Below are 15,589 nucleotides of genomic sequence, written 5' to 3' on the forward strand. Positions count from 1 at the left end.
ATCCTCGCGCCAATCTACCCCTGCAACTTGGCCGCGGCGCGGGCATAACCACCCGCCGCGCCATCCACAAAATGCATATGTGCCTCATCAACCGCCGACGGTACAAAGCACGTCATCATCGCCTCATCCTGCGCATGCAGCCCATACCGGATGATCCCCTTATCCGCCGCATCACGCAACACAGCCTCAATGCGCCCCTGCGTGGCAGTATCACAATCCAGCGTCATCTTCAGCCCATCATCAAACTTACGAAAATCCGCATGTGGCGCAATCGAGCTGCGATACTGCGACGGCTTAAACCGACCCACCCGCGTATTCGACCGGAACAATCCCCAGATCATCAAATTCTGCGCCAAAAGCACCAGCTTTTGCAGCCAAACAGGCCGCGCCCCATGCTGAGCCTGCGCCTCCAGCGCCAATCCTACTGGCGGATAGCGAATCTCTGGACCATTTCGCGGCACCGGGTGCCCCTCTCTCTCGGTCTTCTCTGCTGCGCCAATCACGTCTCTGGCAACGATCGCAAAATCATTTTCTGACACACCGTTCGATGGCTTCAGCACAACAGACAGAATGGCGCCGTTGCGCGCCTGCATGTTCGACCAACGACACGACAGCCCCGACAGATCCGGCGCCTCCTCGCCATGCACATCCTCACGCAAACCCAACCTGCCCGTTTTCATCAGCGTCTCGGCCCATGCCAGTCCACCGCCCGAAAACATGGCGAAATCCACGCTTTCAGTGGGGGCATAACGCGCCACGCGCACATCACGGCCCGCCGCTCGAATGTCTCTCACCGGAACCATTGCCACACGAAGCTCAATTGCAAATTCGCTGCGGGCCCAGCGCCGCACCGCGTCCAATGCTTTTTCCGCAGCCCCTTTTTGCGCAGGCCAAACCGCGAACCCGGCACCATCTCCGCCAAAAACATAGGGCAAACGCGCCTGTTTCGCGGCGTTCAACTGGGCCGAGATCACTGCCGCTCCCACCATATTTACCGCTTTGTAGCGGCCCCGGGCGATCTCGTGGGTCGATCCCACGATATCGGCCACCCCCACGTACCAATCATCCGGCAGCGGAATATAGCGCGCCGGATCGGCCATCACATCAAAGTCTGCCGACACGGGAAGGTTTTCGTAGAACGCTTGGGTCGACTGAGTAAGGTACATTGCACGTGCCTCTTGCAAGCTTATGGTGTTGTTACGGATTTAGAGCATTCCCGGATCACTACAACGCACATCAACGTGACGCTGGCGCGAGGCACCTACTGCGACCAAAGTGCCGCGCCTTCGTCGGGTCAACCGCTTGCCAATCCCGTCCCTTTCGGATCAAGTCTCCCGCAACCACCCCGAGGAGCCTCCATGCGTGTCGATCTGATCCTGCTCTGTCTGGCCTATGTCCTCAGCCAGTTTTTCCGCGCCTTCCTCGCGGTACTGACCAAAGTGCTCAACACCGATATCGGCACCACACCCGAAGACCTCGCTTTTGCCTCCGGTCTCTGGTTCCTGGTCTTTGCAGCTATGCAAATCCCCGTTGGTGCGGCGCTTGACCGCTTTGGGCCGCGTCGAACCTCTGCGCTGTTGCTCTTGATCGGCGGGTCAGGCGGTGCCGCGCTCTTTGCCGTCGCCACAACGCCCGTGCATGTCTGGGCGGCGATGACTCTGATCGGAGTCGGCTGTTCCCCGGTTTTGATGGCCAGCTACTACATTTTTGCGCGCAGCTATCCTGCCGCACAATTTGCAACGCTGGCCGCTCTCATGCTGGGGATCGGCTCGGTCGGCAATCTCGTGGCCGCCTTCCCAATGGCTTGGGCAGCAGAAACCATTGGCTGGCGTGCCTCACTCTGGGCACTCTCGGCAATCAGCGGCCTGATCGCCTTTGGCCTCTGGGCCAAGGTGCAGGATCCGGAACGCGTGGCCCACACTGAAAAAGGGTCCGCACTGGACCTTCTCAAAATCCGCGCGCTGTGGTTCCTGATCCCGCTGATGTTTGTCTGCTATATGCCAGCGGCAGGCATCCGTGGCCTATGGATCGGCCCCTACCTGTCAGACGTCTTTGCGTTTGACACCTCTGGTATTGGAACCGCCAGCCTTGTCATGGGTGTTGCCATGATATTTGGCACTTTTGCCTATGGCCCTGCGGATCGCATACTTGGCACACGTAAATGGGTCATCCTTCTGGGCAATCTCATTGGCGCGCTGGCACTTCTCGCCCTTGCGCTGCGCGTCGACACTAATGGCTGGCAATCCATCGCGCTGATGTCGGCCGTCGGTTTCTTTGGCGCCAGTTTTCCAGTGGTGATCGCCCACTCACGCAGCTTCTTTCCGCCCCACCTCACCGGGCGGGGCGTGACCCTGATGAACCTCTTCGGGATTGGCGGTGTGGGCGTCATGCAATTCGGCTCTGGCCGCCTGCACGGCGCCATCGCACCTTCTGACCCGGTCCTGGCTTACCAAACATTGTTCGCCGTGTTTGGCGCGCTGCTTGTGGCTGGGCTGGCAATCTATCTGTTTTCCGAAGATAGGACCGATTAAGCTCTGGACGCGCACCCATCGGGTTCCAAAATACACCGCTTCACAGAATTGCGACACTCCCCCCCTTTTGTCCCGCCCGAATCGGGGCTAATAGGGCGCGTCCTATAGTGTCCCGGTCTTTTTCCGGGGCGCTCCAACCAAGGAGACCTGAAATGGGGTATCGCGTCGTCATCGCAGGCGCCACGGGCAATGTGGGCCGCGAAATGTTGAACATCCTGGCCGAGCGCCAGTTCCCAGTGGATGAGCTTGCCGCGCTGGCCAGCCGTCGTTCGCTCGGAACCGAGGTGACATTCGGCGAGACCACCCTGACCACCAAGGATATCGACCAGTTCGATTTCTCCGGTTGGGATATCGCGCTTTTTGCCATCGGCTCTGAAGCCACCAAGAAATACGCACCCATCGCGGCGGCGGCGGGCTGTGTCGTGATCGACAACTCCTCTCTCTATCGCTACGATCCGGACGTGCCGCTGATCGTGCCCGAATGCAATGCAGAGGCGATCCACGGTTACTCTAAGAAAAATATTATCGCCAACCCCAACTGCTCGACCGCGCAGATGGTTGTGGCGCTGAAACCCCTGCATGACCGGGCCAAGATCAAACGTGTTGTTGTCTCGACTTACCAGTCGGTTTCCGGCGCGGGTAAAGACGGCATGGACGAATTGTGGGATCAGACCAAATCGATCTATAATCCCACATCCGACGTGCCGCCCAACAAGTTCCAAAAGGAAATCGCCTTCAACGTCATTCCTCAGATCGACGTCTTCATGGAAGACGGCACGACCAAGGAAGAGTGGAAGATGGTGGTCGAAACCAAGAAAATCGTCGACCCATCGATCAAGGTTACAGCCACCTGCGTGCGGGTCCCCGTTTTTGTTGGCCACTCAGAGGCGATCAATATCGAGTTCGAAGAGTTCCTCGACGAAGACGAAGCGCGCGACATCCTGCGCGAAGCGCCGGGCATCATGGTAATCGACAAGCGTGAGGCCGGTGGCTACGTCACGCCCAAGGAATGTGTCGGCGATTTTGCCACTTTCATCTCGCGCATCCGTCAGGACAGTACTATCGAGAATGGCCTCAACCTGTGGTGCGTATCGGACAACCTGCGCAAAGGTGCCGCTCTGAACGCCGTGCAGATCGCCGAAACTCTAGGTCGCGAAGTGCTGAAAAAAGGCTGATCTGGACATCACTGACTTCTAGAAAGGGCGCCAATTGCGGCGCCCTTTTTCATTCCAATACCCCACATCCCTCATCGCGCCCCAACAGGCGCTGCACCAGATACTGGTGCCGATGCCCCGGAAACGGTGTGCCAAACCGCTTCATCAAACTCCCATAAGAACAACCCAGCTCCGATGCCTTGCACATCCGGCGCTCGTCACTCAAAGCAAAAAGCGCCAGCCCACCGCCCGCCTCGCGCAAAGCGTACCCTTTGCCTGCCAGTCGCTCTCCGAGGTCTTCCCAGCCCGTTGCTGCCGCCAGATCTCCCGCGAGGAGCCTCCGCAAGGAGGCGAGGAGCTGCTCATCCGCCCGATTGGCCGTCTTCGCCGGTCGCCCCAGCCGCGCCAACTCCGCATCCAGCGCACGGCGCACCACCTGCCCCACCGTTATGTCTTCGCGCCGCGCCGCATCCCGTGCGGCCTCAGCATCGGGTCAGGCAATTTCAGATGAACATCATGCATCTCCATGCGTCAAATTTCCCGGAACACGGTTAACACCGCCTTAATTCCCGCCGAATCACTCCCTCGAATTGTCCGCCTGCCGCCACATTCGAGACATGAACAGCCCCTATCACCGTTCCCACGCCTTTTGCGACTTATCCACAGGATGCGCCGCATCAGGCAGGGTCCAGCCATTTCCGCTGGGCAGTGGGGCAGTTCCTGTCCGAACGCCGCCGACGATCCGTCTGCGCCATTCGGGTGGTCCTGCGACAATTGAAATAAAGGCCACAGGCTTGCAGTCCCCGACTGCCGGGCCCGAAACACTGTGTTTCCCAAAAAGGCCTGACTTACCGCCTTTCCGCCACATTTCGCGCCACTTCCGCCGCATTCAAAGCGCAGATTGAATTCATCGGAAAGACTAGGGCAATAACGAAAATCTGGAGGCTCACATGCCAAAGCGTATCTACAAGGACAACACCATGGAAAATGCTAACATCGAGTTCAAATCGCTTGCAGAAAAAGCACGGGAACGCCGCCTTCGTGCACTGATGGCCAGCAACCGGAATGACTCAAATATCTTCCTCTGAAGACACGCCTCCAAACGAACGACATCATCAGGATACAGCCCGCCCCATGGCGGGCTGCCTCTGTTTCAGGGGGGCTCAGACTTGAACAAAACTGTCCTTGGTCTTGTCATATGCCTCCAGCCCGCCTTCCGCGATATTGTGCCAAAGCCCATGCAGGCTGAGATCGCCGCTCTCCACGCGTTCGCGCACAAAAGGAAAGCTCATCAGGTTTTCCAGAGACACCAAAACTGATTTCTTTTCCAAAGCGCGCGCCTGTTCTTCGCCTTCGGGCACATCCGCCACAGCTTCAAATCCGGGACGCAGCACATCCATCCACCGGCCAACAAAGCTATCCTTGCTCTCCAGCGCAGGCGCATTGCCCTTGCACATGTCGATGCACCCTTGCACCCCGCCACATTGCGAATGCCCAAGTACCACCAAATGCGCCACCTTCAATGCCGTCACCGCGTATTCAACTGCCGCTGACGTACCGTGCTGATTCCCGTCCGGTTTGTAGGGTGGCACCAAATTCGCGATATTGCGGTGAATGAAAAATTCGCCCTGATCCGCGCCAAAGATCGACGTCACATGCACCCGGCTGTCGCAACAAGAGATAATCATCGCCCGGGGATGCTGCCCTTCGGACCCCAAATGCCGATACCAACTTTCGTTCTGGGCATAAGACGTGGCCTTCCACCCCTGATAGCGTTGCACCAGATAAGACGGCAGAGGTTTCGCGTGTTCCATATCTTGTCCCCTTATTCTTTCGGCTTGGGATAGCGATAGTTTAACAAAAATTCGAGCGTAAACGATCCGGCGCGTCAACTTTTTGGAAGGAAGTTGCACGCAGTCTGGCACACGGGTGTGGGAACAGTTGGGAACTATGGGGTGAGACATTGACACAAGTCGCCGTACTGCAACCGGTCGAGGATGTATCCGTCGATCAGGACGAACTTGCGCGAATCTATATTCAGATGGAAAGCGCCGATGAAATCGTAGCCAAACATATTCAAGATCTGGCGCGCTGTTTACCCAGCGCGATGGATCTCTTTGCCGATGGCAATCTGGACGATCTGCAGACATGCAACAGCATAATCTCCAAAATTTCCGCGTCGATTGGCATGACCACTCTGTCTCGGGTTGCGCAGGACGTTTCGACATGTTGTGTCTCAGGTGATGTGGCCGCACTCGCCGCAACATTGTCGCGTCTGGTCCGCATTGGAGAATGCTCTCTGCACGAAATCTGGGAGCTTCAGCAATTGCCGATCTGATCGGGCTTGCAGGTGACGGCTCAGCGGCTACGCTACAGCCAAAGCACTTATCCCTATCAAAGAGGCTACAATGTCCCTCACTTTTGCTTCGGCTGCGGCCAACGCCTTGCCCCTCCATGTCCTGGATATGGAGGGGTTTGACGAGTGGTTGAGGGCCCAACCGCCCACCGCGCGCACTTGGATTACCGCTTCGGGCTTTCAGCCAACAACGGGCAAATCGTTGCTGGTGCCAGATTCCACAGGCGCGCCAATCATGGCTTTGGGGGGATACGGCAGCGCGGCATCCCGTGCCCGCGCGCGCTTCCCACTCGCCGCAATTGCGGCCAACTTGCCAAAGGGCACCTACACCCTAGCAAATGAGTTGCCTGATGGTGACTTGGACACTGAACTACTAGGCTGGCTTTTGTCGGCCTATACTTTTGACCGCTACACAAAGCGCACAGTTGGCTCCGCGCGCCTGATTTGCCCGAAAGGCGTTGACGCGATCCGTATCGAATCTCTTGCCGCAGGTGAGGCTCTTACCCGTGACCTGATCAACACACCGGCCTCCGACATGGGCCCCGCCGCCCTCGAAGAAAGCGCCCGCTTGCTGGCACAGACCTTTGATGCAGCTATCAAGGTCGCCACCGGTGAGGATTTGCTGGCACAGAATTTCCCCATGATCCACGCCGTGGGTCGTGCCGCCGCCCAACACCGCGCACCACGTCTGATCGATATACGCTGGGGCAACACCGGCCCCGCCCTGACTCTTGTTGGCAAAGGTGTGTGCTTTGATACGGGCGGGCTGAACCTCAAGCCCGGCAATTCCATGGCACTCATGAAAAAGGACATGGGCGGTGCCGCCACGGTGCTCGGCCTCGCCCATATGATCATGTCCTTGAACCTACCCCTGCGTCTGCGCGTCTTGATCCCGGCTGTTGAAAACGCAGTGTCCGCCGACTCGTTCCGGCCCGGCGATATCCTCACGTCGCGCAAGGGTCTCACGGTCGAAATCAACAATACCGACGCCGAAGGCCGCCTTGTCCTTGCAGACGCCCTTGCGCTTGCCTCTGAAGACACCCCTGACCTGTTGATTTCCATGGCCACCCTGACCGGTGCCGCCCGCGTCGCCGTCGGCCCTGACCTTGCACCATATTTCACCGACGACGCAGCGTTTGCCGCCGCACTTGAATCCTCTGCGACGGAAACCTCGGATCCGGTCTGGCGCCTGCCTTTCTGGGAACCTTATGAAAAAATGATCGAACCCGGCATTGCTGATCTCGACAACGCCCCCTCCGGCGGCATGGCGGGGTCTATCACTGCCGCACTTTTCTTGCGTCGCTTTGCATCCGATCAACGGTATGCCCATTTCGACATATACGGCTGGAATCCTTCGCCGGCGCCCGCACGACCCAAGGGTGGCGTCGCTATGGGCGCGCGTGCCATCCTGAATGCGCTTCCCAAGCTGCTTGATCTCTGATGGATCGGCGCGCCACACCGGTTAACACCCGCGTCGCCCATGTATCACTAAAGGGACGGGTCAGTGCCCCACGTTACGCATCGCCCACCTTGCACCATGTCACCACTCCGGTCACGGCCCTCTATGCCGCGCCAAACGCTGGCGCAGCGCGTGACCGCGAACTGGCTTTCGGAGAAGGTTTCGACGTGCTCGATACCCACAACAGGTGGGCTTTTGGCTGCGCCACGCGCGACGGCTATGTCGGCTATATCGCGGCCAACGCCCTTTCCGCCACAGCCCTTCTCCCCACACACCGCGTCATCGCGCCCACATACGCCAGCTCTGAGCCCCGCCTTAAATCACGCGGCGAATCCACCCCCCTGCCCATCGGTGCCCGCGTGCCCGTCTGCGCCATCCATCACGATCATTGCGATTGGGCTGAGATCGACTGGCCCGCGACCGATTCGGACACTTCAGGCTCCACGCTTTACGTGCCCGCGCTCCATCTCGCACCCCTCTCTTTCGCTGCCACCAACCCCGTGACCGAAGCTGAACGCTACCTCAACACCCCTTACCTCTGGGCTGGAAACTCCGGTTTTGGTATCGACTGCTCAGGCCTGATCCAAGCCGCCCTGCTCGCCTGCAACATCCCCTGCCCCGGTGACAGCGACCAACAACAAACCTCCTTCCCTGATGCCACTGGCCATTATGAACCCGGCGATCTTTTGTTCTGGAAAGGCCACGTCGCGATGGCAGTAGATGCTCAAACAATGATCCACGCCAATGCTCACCACATGGCGGTCGCCATTGAGAATATCGACAAGGCCCTCACACGCATCGCCGCCACCGACGGCCATCTCACCGGTCACAAACGCCCAATTTACGAGGTTCAATCATGAGCGATTCCTTCTTTCAGCCCGTCTCTGGGATGGACCTGCCACGCTTCGCCGGCGTACCCAGCTTCATGCGCCTGCCCGTAATCACACCCGGCGACCCACGCCGCGCCGAAGTCGATATCGGCCTCGTCGGCGTACCTTGGGACAGCGGCACCACCAACCGTCCCGGCCCGCGCCACGGACCTCGCCAGCTGCGTGACGCCTCCACCATGATCCGCGCCCAGAACGGCGCCACAGGCATTCGCCCGTTTGAGCATGTAAACTGCGCCGATCTGGGCGATGTCGGCCCCAATCCGGCGGATATCCCCGACAGCATGACCCGGATCACAAACTTCTATAACGTATTGAAATCGCAAAATATCACACCCCTGACAGCGGGTGGCGATCACCTCACCTCACTGCCCATCCTGCGCGCTCTCGCGGCTGACACGCCCCTTGGCATGGTGCATTTCGACAGCCACACAGATCTCTATCACAGCTACTTTGGTGGCACGATGTACACCCACGGCACCCCCTTCCGCCGCGCCATAGAAGAAGGTCTGCTCGATCCCAATCGTGTGGTGCAAATTGGCATCCGTGGTACCACTTACGATAACGAAGATACCGATTTTGCCCGCGCTGTTGGCGTCCGTATCATCCGCATCGAAGAATTCTTCACCCGCGGCATCCCCGACGTCATGGCCGAAGCCCGATCCATCGTCGGCACCGCGCCCACATACCTGTCCTATGACATCGACTTTGTGGACCCCACCTTTGCCCCCGGAACCGGCACACCCGAAGTTGGCGGCCCAAATGCCTTCCAGGCCCTGCAAGTGGTGCGCGCGTTGGACGGGCTCAATATCGTCGGTGCTGATCTGGTCGAGGTCTCGCCCCCCTTCGATGCCTCCGGCGCCACCGCCTTCCTCGGCGTATCGATCATGTTCGAAATGCTCTGCATCATGGCACAAACTCAGCCCACTTACTGACCCTGCACCTTCTCAATGTTCACAAAAATCCCCGGGGGGTTGCAGCTAGCCTGCAACGGGGCAGCGCCCCATTCCGCCCGCAGGGCACAAACGGCGTGCCCCTCCGGGGCGCTCCATGGAACGACCTACTCCACCGACCGGATCAGCTTGCGTTCCAATACGCGCAGCACGGTTTTCAACTCGTGCCCGCGCTTCAAAACCTGCCCGTCCATGCCGATCACCGCATAAAGCCCTTGCTTATTGCGCAGCTTGGGCCGCTTCTCGATCCGGTACAGCGGATTTTCCGCCGTGCGCCGGAATACCGAGAACACGGCCACATCTCTGAGATGCGAAATGCCATAGTCACGCCATTCGCCAGCGGCCACCATGCGCCCATAAAGCGACAGGATCACGTTTAACTCTCTGCGATGAAAAGCCACTTGCTCGGGGGGCTGTGCACCCGGGCGCATCGAAATTGGAGGTTGCGCATTCATACCCCACCGTTGCGCTGTTTTTGCAATAAATCAAGCCTGCCTCTCTTTTGCCGCAAATTCATCTGTAAATGGCCTCCGAGCGTTCCTTTTTCTGACAAAGCCGTGGGGCAAAAAGTCTTCATAGCGAAACTTGAACGCTACCTTCGGCGGCGCGGCGTTATTGCCCCCACCCAGTCTGCGCCGCCGAGGGCTTTTCTTTCCAGACAACCAGTCATACCCAACACACATCGTCAAGATGCTGTTATTGCTTCTATTTTTCCGTACAATCGGGCCGTCACGCAAAACTCCCCTGACAAAACCACCCCGACGACATCGCGCCGCCATGGGCATAATAAAGCCACAGCCGCTCGCCATTGGTGCAGGTGACACGCCAATAGTCGCGCACCCCGCTGCGCCACTCCGGCTCGTCCAGCCACCACTCCGGCGCGATTCGCTCCGGACCTACCGCGTCCTGCGTCTCCATATCGCGCCCGCGCCAGCGAAACGGGCCCGTCAGGCGGGGCACATCCGGGGCCTGAACCACTTCCGGACGCCACAACAGGATCGGGCGCGGGATAGACACCTGTGGCCACGCCTCGCGGAACGGCTCCGACCATGCCGCATGCAGCGTTTGCGCACCTTTCTCCGGGATATGGCTCGATGCGGGGTGGCGGCGGGTGATCTGCTCAAGGCCGATTCTCGCCCCGATCCGCCCCACCAGATCGTCCAGCGCATGGCCTGCGGCCAGCCGCTCTGCCACCGCGCGCCCCGCATCCAGATGTCCCGTCACGCGACGGGTGTGCACCGGCTCAACCCGCACCGCCTCGATACGCAGCATATCTATGCCAAACCCGGCATCAATCTCCTCCAGCTTCATGCGCATCAGCGGGCGAATGCGTTCCGGGTCATCGCTGGCCCGCGCCAACCCCACATCCACCCATTGCATGGTCTGATCCGCGCGAAACACTTGTAATCGCACAACCCGCGCGCCCTGCCCACGCTCTTTCAACCGCTCGCACAAAGGTGGTAACAACCGTTCCACCCCCGCCAGCACATCCGCCTCCAACCCGATCGGTTCCGGCAATGTCATGCGCACTGCAAACACCGGGCGATCTGCGGCCGGGCTGACCGGCTCCGGTTGGCTGCCCAGCGCCTGATCCAGCCGTAGCACCAGCCCCTTGCCAAACCGCCGCGTCAATCCCGCGCGCGGCTGACCAGTCAGATCGCCAATCTTGCGCAGCCCCAGCCGCGCCAGCTCTCCTTGTGTCGCCGCATCAAGCCGCAACCCCGCCACCGGCAGCTCTGCCAGCGCGCTGCGGGTCTTGCCCACCGGTGCAATCCGCCCCGCGCGCGCCTCCGCTGTGGCCTTTTGTGGCGGTGTGCCTCCGCGTGTCCAATGTCGCCGCTTTACTGCCCGGCTGCGCGTGGCGCGGGCCTCCTGTGCGATGTCATCGCCACTGCGATGCAGCATCTCACCCGCAGGTTGCTCGGCAAACCGCGCCAGCGCCCAGGCCGCGCCCAATGTGTCGGCAATCCCCAATCGCACCGTCAGCCCCAGATCCCCGCAATCCTGTTCGACCTGTGTCAACAGCCCCGCTTCACCGCCAAACAGATGCGCACATCCGGTCAGATCAATCACCAGCGCACTAGGCTCTTCTTCGGCCACCCACGGGCTGAACTTTCCCGCCCAGCGCCGCAGCACCGCCAGAAATCCCGCCTCGGCCTGCACATTCTGCAACCGCGTGATCAGCCCCGGACACACCGCCTGCGCATCCCGCAACGGCTGCCCCAGCTCCAGCCCCTCGGCCTCGGCCTGTACGTTCAACGACGAGATCACCTGCATCTGACCCGTATCGCGCAGCACCGCCAAGGGCGCGTCAAACGTGCCCCGTTCCATACGGATCAAACGCTCGGCCCCCAGCCTCGGGAACCACAAGGACAGAATACGACGATGCGGCATGACCCCTCACACCAAATGGCAGGCAGACTTGAGCAGACTTAAATGTTCTTACTTTGTTCTATTTTTGATTACCCTGATTCCATCCCTCGAGTCGAGCCAAATCACACGAGACACACGATCAGAACCCGGCAGATCACACGCTGACACAATTATCACGAAATCGTATAACCAATTAATTTCAACGAATTACGAACAGAATCCCAGAGAAGTTCAAACCCGAAAATCATCCACTCAAAAAATCGCGCCGTAGCCTCTGCATCAAACATGGAGAGGAACACCATCATGCTAAGACGCACCTTTATCGCCGCCGTAAGCGGCCTCGCGCTGACCCTGACAGCAGGCACCGCCGCGCTTGCCGAGCACCACGGTGCCAAGGCGAAAATGGACATTGTCGACACTGCGGTGAACGCCGGTGCCTTCAACACTCTGGTTGCCGCCGTCTCAGCCGCCGGGCTGGTCGATGTACTGAAATCCAAAGGCCCGTTCACCGTCTTCGCCCCCACGGATGAGGCCTTTGCCGCCCTGCCCGCCGGCACCGTCGAAGACCTGCTCAAGCCCGAGAACAAAGACCAGCTCGTCGCGATCCTGACTTACCACGTCGTCCCCTCCAAAGTGATGTCCGCTGACATCGCCGGTGCGCAAGCAGACGTGGCAACCGTCCAGGGCTCCAACATCGCCGTAGACGCCACAAGCGGCGTCATGATCAATGACGCCACCGTCGTCATGCCCGACATCATCGCAAAGAACGGCGTAATCCACGTTATCGACACGGTCCTGATCCCGGCCTCCTGACGCCACAGGTAGACAAAAACCAAGGTGCGCTCACATTTGGGTGCACCTTGCGTTTGAACCTTGGCGACATCCCAAACTCCGCCTAAGCTTTTCGCAAGCAAGGAGAAACAGATGCCTCGATTGACCCACGCCCTAGCATTCACCTCATTCTGCGCCGCCACCGCTGCCTTTGCCCATAATGGCGTCAAAGATCCGGATGTCATGGCGCGCATGAATGCGATGAGCGCAATTGCCAAGGCTACCGGCACGCTCAGCGATATGGCACGTGGCAAGACCCCACTGCATCAGGCCAAGGCGCGCATGGCTCGCGACACAATCAGCCTGCAAGCAGCCAAAGTACCCGCGCTGTTCGAGAATCAGGCAACCGACCCAAAATCCGAGGCCGCACCAGCCATTTGGGACGACTGGACAGATTTCACGGCAAAGGCGGACCAGATGAAAAAAGCCGCACTTGCGCTAGACTTCACCGACCGTGCGGCATTGCGCGTCACAATCCGAGATCTCGGAGCATCTTGTAGTGCGTGCCACAAAGATTACCGCATTGAAAAATAACGACAGAACTCTCCCTGAACATCACTTAATAGCTATCCACACCACGCCTTGGTGATGGCACCCCTGTCGTTGTGCTCAACATTCAAACGCTGCGGCAAGTACTCGGTTGTGACAATCGCGCCTGGCGCAATCACGCGCGTTTTTTCCGGTATTTCAATCGTATCCAATACGTCCAGCGAACGTCCAACCAGCGGCGCAAAAACGTCTTCATTGCAACTGGACGCGCCTACCAAAGGCGCATCGCTTGCCGTGGCCACCGCCTCGGCTTCTGGCTCTGGCGAGCCGCATCCAGCAACAAGTCCCATTGAGAGGGCAAAAATATAGATCGGGCGCATAGCGGCTCCTGAAAAAAAATAAGTATCACACATAGTTTGTAACGCGCTGTCGGTTCCACGCAACCTCATGTCGCACGGCCTATTGAAAATGAGCCCCATTTCGATCACGATCTGCGCAAAACCCTTGGAGGAAAAAGATCATGCGCACTCGTGCTGCTGTCGCGCTCGAAGCCGGCAAACCCCTTGAAATCATGGAAGTGAACCTCGAAGGCCCCAAGGCTGGCGAAGTTCTGGTTGAAATCAAAGCCACCGGTATCTGTCACACAGACGAATTCACCCGGTCCGGAGCGGATCCAGAGGGGCTTTTCCCCTCGATACTCGGGCACGAAGGCGCTGGCATCGTCATGGAAGTGGGCGAAGGTGTAACCACGCTAAAGCCGGGCGACCATGTGATCCCACTCTACACCCCCGAATGCCGCGAGTGTCACTCTTGCCTGTCTGGCAAAACCAACCTCTGCACCGCGATTCGCGGCACTCAGGGTCAGGGCCTCATGCCCGATGGCACCACCCGTTTCTCCATGCTCGATGGCACGCCAATCTATCACTACATGGGCTGCTCGACTTTCGCCAACCACACGGTTTTGCCTGAAATCGCTCTGGCCAAAGTGCGCGACGACGCCCCTTTCGACAAGATCTGTTATATCGGCTGCGGCGTCACCACCGGGATTGGTGCAGTGATCAACACCGCCGGTGTTGAAATTGGCTCCACTGCCGCCGTGTTCGGCTTGGGTGGCATTGGTCTCAACGTGATCCAGGGCCTGCGCCTTGCCGGGGCTGACAAAATCATCGGTGTCGATCTCAACGATGGCAAAGCCGAGATGGCCAAGAAATTCGGCATGACGGATTTCGTGAACCCCTCCAAACTAGCCGAAGGCCAGTCTGTCACAGACGCTATTGTAGAGATGACTAAAACCGAAAAAGACCCGTTTGGCGGCGTCGACTATTCCTTTGACGCTACTGGCAATGTTCAGGTTATGCGTGATGCGCTGGAATGCTCGCACCGTGGCTGGGGTGTATCGGTGATCATCGGTGTCGCCCCGGCAGGTGCCGAAATCTCCACCCGCCCCTTCCAGCTAGTGACAGGTCGCGTCTGGAAAGGCACTGCCTTTGGTGGCGCCAAGGGCCGCACCGACGTGCCCGGCATTGTTGATTGGTACATGGACGGTAAAATCGAAATTGACTCGATGATCACGCACAAGCTTACGCTGGATCAGATCAACGAAGGCTTTGACCTGATGCACGAAGGCAAATCCATCCGCGCGGTTGTGGAATTCTAATTTCGCCATATTGGCGCCACAAGAATCAATAAAAACAAACGGGTACCCATTGGGTGCCCGTTATTTTTTGTCATTGATTCCATTATACCTTCAAATTCCGGACCACTCTATGCCGTGCTCATTGGTGCGGAGAATGTGCCCGCGAAAGCAGCGGCAGCAATTCTCAATCACGTCGAAACTTTCGCGAATCCAACCATGCGCCGGGTTTACGGCGACTGGAGCAATCAGGCGCTTGGCAACTGGTTTGCGATGGCGGGTGAACTTGGCTTTGTTGCTCGGCAACATAGCGCGAATATCGCTGGCAAAAACGCAGCTGACATCGGCCTCGCCATCGATGCAATGGATCTCCTACATTCCGGTCATTTTCATGGCTTTGTACCGGTAACTTCAGACAGCGATTTTACCGCACTGGCCAGCCGGTTGCGCGAACATGGCTGCGACGTGATTGGCGTAAGCGAAAGCAAATCCCCACCAAGCCTGCGCGCAGCCTGCAATCGCTTCGTGCTGCTCGAAACTTTGCCCGCAATCCCGGTGACCATACCATGTAAAACACCACCGTCTTCCAAAGACCTGTCACGAGACCCGGTGCCGCTTCTCCGAGCGGCGATCGGAAAAGGCGCACAAACACAACAATGGCTCTCCACGGGGCAACTGGGGCAAAACCTCGCCAAGGCCAACTTGGGTTTTGACACGCGCACCTATGGTCATGCCAAATTGAGCACACTGATCAAAAGCCTGCCCAATTTTCAGACACTCCGTTTGGGTGAGACTCTTCAGGTTCGCTGCGTTGGCTAAAGCTGATCAAAACCGAAGCATCTGGCTTCCTAATATACCCTCACCCTGTGGCTCACCGCTGTAACATTCGAACCGGTTCCCAATACGACAACGGCCCGCAAGGG

17 protein-coding genes are annotated in these 15,589 nt (G+C 58.7%); 11 read left to right on the forward strand and 6 right to left on the reverse strand.

The window, feature by feature from the left end; all coding sequences use genetic code 11:
• Window positions 1-14: 14 nt before the first annotated feature.
• Entirely contained in the window at window positions 15-1,166 is a 1,152-nt protein-coding gene (locus CLV88_RS03690) for a DUF3095 domain-containing protein (protein ID WP_106606980.1), read from the reverse strand.
• A gap of 192 nt (window positions 1,167-1,358) precedes the next feature.
• On the opposite strand from CLV88_RS03690, the gene CLV88_RS03695 reads away from it, so the two are divergent.
• A complete protein-coding gene (locus CLV88_RS03695; protein WP_106606981.1) occupies window positions 1,359-2,531 on the forward strand; it encodes an MFS transporter in 1,173 nt (390 codons plus the stop codon).
• A 152-nt stretch (window positions 2,532-2,683) separates the two neighbouring features.
• A complete protein-coding gene (locus CLV88_RS03700; protein ID WP_106606982.1) occupies window positions 2,684-3,706 on the forward strand; it encodes an aspartate-semialdehyde dehydrogenase in 1,023 nt (340 codons plus the stop codon).
• A 49-nt stretch (window positions 3,707-3,755) separates the two neighbouring features.
• Here the strand turns inward: CLV88_RS03700 and CLV88_RS03705 are convergent, their stop codons facing one another.
• Window positions 3,756-4,130 carry a relaxase family protein gene (locus CLV88_RS03705; RefSeq protein ID WP_243403555.1) on the reverse strand — a complete coding sequence of 125 codons (375 nt, stop codon included), beginning with the start codon at window positions 4,128-4,130 and terminating at the stop codon, window positions 3,756-3,758.
• Between the two features lie 505 nt (window positions 4,131-4,635).
• Here CLV88_RS03705 and CLV88_RS22935 point away from each other — a divergent pair.
• On the forward strand, window positions 4,636-4,773 hold the full coding sequence (locus tag CLV88_RS22935; RefSeq protein WP_165798794.1) for a hypothetical protein: 138 nt from the start codon (window positions 4,636-4,638) through the stop codon (window positions 4,771-4,773).
• 75 nt (window positions 4,774-4,848) lie between these two features.
• On the opposite strand, the gene CLV88_RS03710 is transcribed toward CLV88_RS22935, so the two are convergent.
• A complete protein-coding gene (locus CLV88_RS03710; protein WP_106606983.1) occupies window positions 4,849-5,499 on the reverse strand; it encodes a carbonic anhydrase in 651 nt (216 codons plus the stop codon).
• A 149-nt stretch (window positions 5,500-5,648) separates the two neighbouring features.
• On the opposite strand from CLV88_RS03710, the gene CLV88_RS03715 reads away from it, so the two are divergent.
• The 4 genes from CLV88_RS03715 (at window position 5,649) to speB (ending at window position 9,322) form a co-directional block, all read left to right on the forward strand.
• Entirely contained in the window at window positions 5,649-6,023 is a 375-nt protein-coding gene (locus CLV88_RS03715) for a hypothetical protein (RefSeq protein ID WP_106606984.1), read from the forward strand.
• Window positions 6,024-6,093: 70 nt separating this feature from the next.
• Window positions 6,094-7,482 carry a leucyl aminopeptidase family protein gene (locus CLV88_RS03720; RefSeq protein WP_106606985.1) on the forward strand — a complete coding sequence of 463 codons (1,389 nt, stop codon included), beginning with the start codon at window positions 6,094-6,096 and terminating at the stop codon, window positions 7,480-7,482.
• Window positions 7,482-8,360 (forward strand): C40 family peptidase, encoded by an 879-nt coding sequence (locus CLV88_RS03725; RefSeq protein ID WP_106606986.1) that lies wholly within the window; start codon window positions 7,482-7,484, stop codon window positions 8,358-8,360. Before CLV88_RS03720 ends, CLV88_RS03725 begins: the two co-directional genes overlap by 1 nt.
• Complete coding sequence (gene speB / locus CLV88_RS03730) at window positions 8,357-9,322, forward strand: agmatinase (RefSeq protein WP_106606987.1); 966 nt, start codon at window positions 8,357-8,359, stop codon at window positions 9,320-9,322. The genes CLV88_RS03725 and speB overlap by 4 nt, the downstream gene beginning before the upstream one ends.
• Before the next feature lie 125 nt (window positions 9,323-9,447).
• Here speB and CLV88_RS03735 read toward each other — a convergent pair whose 3' ends face one another.
• Both CLV88_RS03735 and CLV88_RS03740 read right to left on the reverse strand, forming a co-directional pair.
• Window positions 9,448-9,795, reverse strand: a complete 348-nt coding sequence (locus CLV88_RS03735; protein WP_106606988.1) for a DUF2794 domain-containing protein — start codon at window positions 9,793-9,795, stop codon at window positions 9,448-9,450.
• 274 nt (window positions 9,796-10,069) lie between these two features.
• Window positions 10,070-11,734, reverse strand: a complete 1,665-nt coding sequence (locus tag CLV88_RS03740; RefSeq protein ID WP_106606989.1) for a Y-family DNA polymerase — start codon at window positions 11,732-11,734, stop codon at window positions 10,070-10,072.
• A 282-nt stretch (window positions 11,735-12,016) separates the two neighbouring features.
• On the opposite strand from CLV88_RS03740, the gene CLV88_RS03745 reads away from it, so the two are divergent.
• Window positions 12,017-12,526: a fasciclin domain-containing protein gene (locus tag CLV88_RS03745; protein WP_106606990.1), complete on the forward strand. Its 510-nt coding sequence runs from the start codon at window positions 12,017-12,019 to the stop codon at window positions 12,524-12,526.
• Between the two features lie 111 nt (window positions 12,527-12,637).
• Window positions 12,638-13,078, forward strand: a complete 441-nt coding sequence (locus CLV88_RS03750; RefSeq protein ID WP_106606991.1) for a c-type cytochrome — start codon at window positions 12,638-12,640, stop codon at window positions 13,076-13,078.
• A 32-nt stretch (window positions 13,079-13,110) separates the two neighbouring features.
• Here the strand turns inward: CLV88_RS03750 and CLV88_RS03755 are convergent, their stop codons facing one another.
• On the reverse strand, window positions 13,111-13,413 hold the full coding sequence (locus CLV88_RS03755; protein ID WP_165798795.1) for an I78 family peptidase inhibitor: 303 nt from the start codon (window positions 13,411-13,413) through the stop codon (window positions 13,111-13,113).
• A 140-nt stretch (window positions 13,414-13,553) separates the two neighbouring features.
• Between CLV88_RS03755 and CLV88_RS03760 the strand changes: the two genes are divergently transcribed.
• Window positions 13,554-14,690: an S-(hydroxymethyl)glutathione dehydrogenase/class III alcohol dehydrogenase gene (locus CLV88_RS03760; protein ID WP_106606993.1), complete on the forward strand. Its 1,137-nt coding sequence runs from the start codon at window positions 13,554-13,556 to the stop codon at window positions 14,688-14,690.
• Between the two features lie 114 nt (window positions 14,691-14,804).
• Window positions 14,805-15,485, forward strand: coding sequence for an NYN domain-containing protein (locus CLV88_RS03765; RefSeq protein WP_279338343.1), 681 nt, complete (start codon window positions 14,805-14,807; stop codon window positions 15,483-15,485).
• The last annotated feature ends 104 nt before the right edge of the window (window positions 15,486-15,589 follow it).

The organism is Shimia abyssi, from assembly GCF_003014475.1.
In the GTDB taxonomy this organism is placed as follows: domain Bacteria; phylum Pseudomonadota; class Alphaproteobacteria; order Rhodobacterales; family Rhodobacteraceae; genus Shimia; species Shimia abyssi.

Coding starts and splice junctions, on each gene's coding strand:
- CLV88_RS03760 (WP_106606993.1), top strand. CDS start 13,554: ATGCGCACTCGTGCTGCTGTCGCGCTCGAAGCCGGCAAACCCCTTGAA.
- CLV88_RS03710 (WP_106606983.1), bottom strand. CDS start 5,499: ATGGAACACGCGAAACCTCTGCCGTCTTATCTGGTGCAACGCTATCAG.
- CLV88_RS03700 (WP_106606982.1), top strand. CDS start 2,684: ATGGGGTATCGCGTCGTCATCGCAGGCGCCACGGGCAATGTGGGCCGC.
- CLV88_RS03735 (WP_106606988.1), bottom strand. CDS start 9,795: ATGAATGCGCAACCTCCAATTTCGATGCGCCCGGGTGCACAGCCCCCC.
- CLV88_RS03745 (WP_106606990.1), top strand. CDS start 12,017: ATGCTAAGACGCACCTTTATCGCCGCCGTAAGCGGCCTCGCGCTGACC.
- CLV88_RS22935 (WP_165798794.1), top strand. CDS start 4,636: ATGCCAAAGCGTATCTACAAGGACAACACCATGGAAAATGCTAACATC.
- CLV88_RS03755 (WP_165798795.1), bottom strand. CDS start 13,413: ATGCGCCCGATCTATATTTTTGCCCTCTCAATGGGACTTGTTGCTGGA.
- CLV88_RS03750 (WP_106606991.1), top strand. CDS start 12,638: ATGCCTCGATTGACCCACGCCCTAGCATTCACCTCATTCTGCGCCGCC.
- CLV88_RS03740 (WP_106606989.1), bottom strand. CDS start 11,734: ATGCCGCATCGTCGTATTCTGTCCTTGTGGTTCCCGAGGCTGGGGGCC.
- CLV88_RS03695 (WP_106606981.1), top strand. CDS start 1,359: ATGCGTGTCGATCTGATCCTGCTCTGTCTGGCCTATGTCCTCAGCCAG.
- CLV88_RS03690 (WP_106606980.1), bottom strand. CDS start 1,166: ATGTACCTTACTCAGTCGACCCAAGCGTTCTACGAAAACCTTCCCGTG.
- speB (WP_106606987.1), top strand. CDS start 8,357: ATGAGCGATTCCTTCTTTCAGCCCGTCTCTGGGATGGACCTGCCACGC.
- CLV88_RS03725 (WP_106606986.1), top strand. CDS start 7,482: ATGGATCGGCGCGCCACACCGGTTAACACCCGCGTCGCCCATGTATCA.
- CLV88_RS03720 (WP_106606985.1), top strand. CDS start 6,094: ATGTCCCTCACTTTTGCTTCGGCTGCGGCCAACGCCTTGCCCCTCCAT.